Annotated in this window: 3 protein-coding genes; 2 read left to right on the forward strand and 1 reads right to left on the reverse strand. The window is 37.7% G+C overall.

Annotation, left to right across the window (positions count from 1 at the left end; genetic code table 11):
* The coding region (locus HRT50_RS18735) for a hypothetical protein (RefSeq protein WP_291617356.1) at positions 1 to 203 on the reverse strand (203 nt) is incomplete at its 3' end.
* A gap of 7 nt (positions 204 to 210) precedes the next feature.
* On the opposite strand from HRT50_RS18735, the gene rlmD reads away from it, so the two are divergent.
* Together rlmD and HRT50_RS18745 are read left to right on the forward strand one after the other, a co-directional pair.
* Entirely contained in the window at positions 211 to 1,563 is a 1,353-nt protein-coding gene (gene rlmD, locus HRT50_RS18740; RefSeq protein WP_291617359.1) for a 23S rRNA (uracil(1939)-C(5))-methyltransferase RlmD, read from the forward strand.
* Positions 1,564 to 1,630: 67 nt separating this feature from the next.
* Positions 1,631 to 1,998: HD domain-containing protein (locus tag HRT50_RS18745; protein WP_291617361.1), on the forward strand; the 368-nt coding region annotated here is incomplete at its 3' end.

Below are 1,998 nucleotides of genomic sequence, written 5' to 3' on the forward strand. Positions count from 1 at the left end.
TCGAAAAGGGAGTAATCATTCTCTTCAATCAATGGCTTGCCTAAAGACGTTTCTAATTCTAGCTGAATCCAGCATCTTGAGGTGGCTTGGGTATAGATAGCTAAGCTACTTCTGAAATAGATATTAGTTAATAAAGTTAGCGTTAGTTCTAGGGTGAAAATGGCAAATTTTTTTAAAGCAAAAATCAAAGAAAAAACGTGCAATCAGCGATTGACCGTTAGTGTTGAAAAACTAGATATTAATGGTGTCGGTGTTGGCCGCTGGCAAAATAAACCTGTTTTTATAGCCGGTGCTTTACCTCATGAAGTCGTCGAGGTGAAAATTATCGAGCAAAAAAGTAAATATGCTCGTGCCAAACTTATTTCTATTACCAAACAAAGTGATAATAGGGTTGAGCCTCTGTGTCAGCACTTTGGTGTTTGTGGCGGTTGTGATCTACAAATGCTTGCTATAGACGAGCAATTGATTTTCAAACAAAATAAAGTTAGCGATCTCTTTTCACGCTTTTTTAGCACTCAAAGTATAGCGAAAAAATTTGAAGGCAAAGACCTACCTTGGCAAGCACCGATAAAAAGTAGCCCTTGGCATTATCGTCGCAAAGCCCGCATCGGGGTCCAGTTTGACAAAAAATCTCACGCAACTATTGGTTTTAGACAAAAAGCCACTAATCAATTAGCCGCAATCAAATCATGTCCGGTTTTGGTCGAACCTCTTAATGTCATTTTCCCCTTACTAAAAAAACTACTGGCACAACTCACCGTACAATCTGCCATAGGTCATATAGAAGTAATTCAAGCTGATATTGTTGAGACAATCCTGGCAGAGCAAAGACAAAAAGATAATCACGTTGTACTAGTTATTCGTCAACTAAAATCTATGAATGAAACTGACATCGAGCTTTGGCAATCTTATGCTCGGAAATATCGCTGGCAGGTCATTATTGATGATGGTAATAAGCAACTGCCGTTGGTAAGTACCAAAGACGAACATTCTGCTGTACTTTCATATGCATTAGCAGATAAAAGTAAAATTTATTTTGCTAGTAGTGATTTTATTCAAATCAACCATCAAGTTAATAATGCCATGATTAGCCAAGCCTTAGCCTGGTTAAACCTTTCAGCTAGCGATAATGTTTTAGATTTATTTTGTGGTTTGGGAAATTTTAGTTTAGCACTGGCAAAACAAGCAAAACTGGTCGTAGGTGTTGAAGGTGTGCAAGTGATGGTTGAAAAAGCCAGTCATAATGCCCTAGTCAATGGTCTTGATAATTGCCAGTTCTATCAGGCCGATTTAAACAGTAGTTGGCTTTTGGATTCTTGGGCTAAAGATCAGGTGTTTGATAAGGTGTTACTTGATCCGGCAAGAGCAGGAGCAGAGCAAGCCGTTAGCCAAATAGCTAAACTACATATACCTAGTGTTTTATATGTCAGTTGTGATCCTGCAACTTTAGCTAGAGATAGTGCAATACTTATTACTCAGGGTTATAAACTTGAGAAAATATCTCTTATGGACATGTTTGCACAAACAAAGCATGTTGAGACTATGGTATTGTTTACCCTATAGTATTTAACATTATTCAATCATGTATTAGCTAACATCAAGCTAACTTATCAAAGAGAAAGGAATAGCCATGGTTTCCGTGCGTAAATCACATCAAATAGCAGAGCAAAGCTTTGAACAATGGCTAACCAACTTAGTGTTAACCGATGTCAAAGCCAATGCTTTATCTGCTTTATGGCTGCATGTTTCTAATTGTTATCAGCATGAAAGTGCTGAAAAATTTCAGTTGCTAAATAAAAGCATGGAAATGGTGGAAATATTAAGTGGTTTAAACCTTGATGCCGACTCGTTAGTCGCGGCGTTTATCTCACCATTATTAGACCATGATATTATTGCTATTGAGTATGTTAAAGAGCACTTCTCTAAAGACATCTTAATGCTTTGCCAAGGTGTTGAGCAGATGGCAGCTATTAAAGCGCTACGCCAACAAAGTAGTCA

The sequence above is a fragment of the Colwellia sp. genome, assembly GCF_013215345.1.
Taxonomy (GTDB): Bacteria; Pseudomonadota; Gammaproteobacteria; order Enterobacterales; family Alteromonadaceae; genus Colwellia.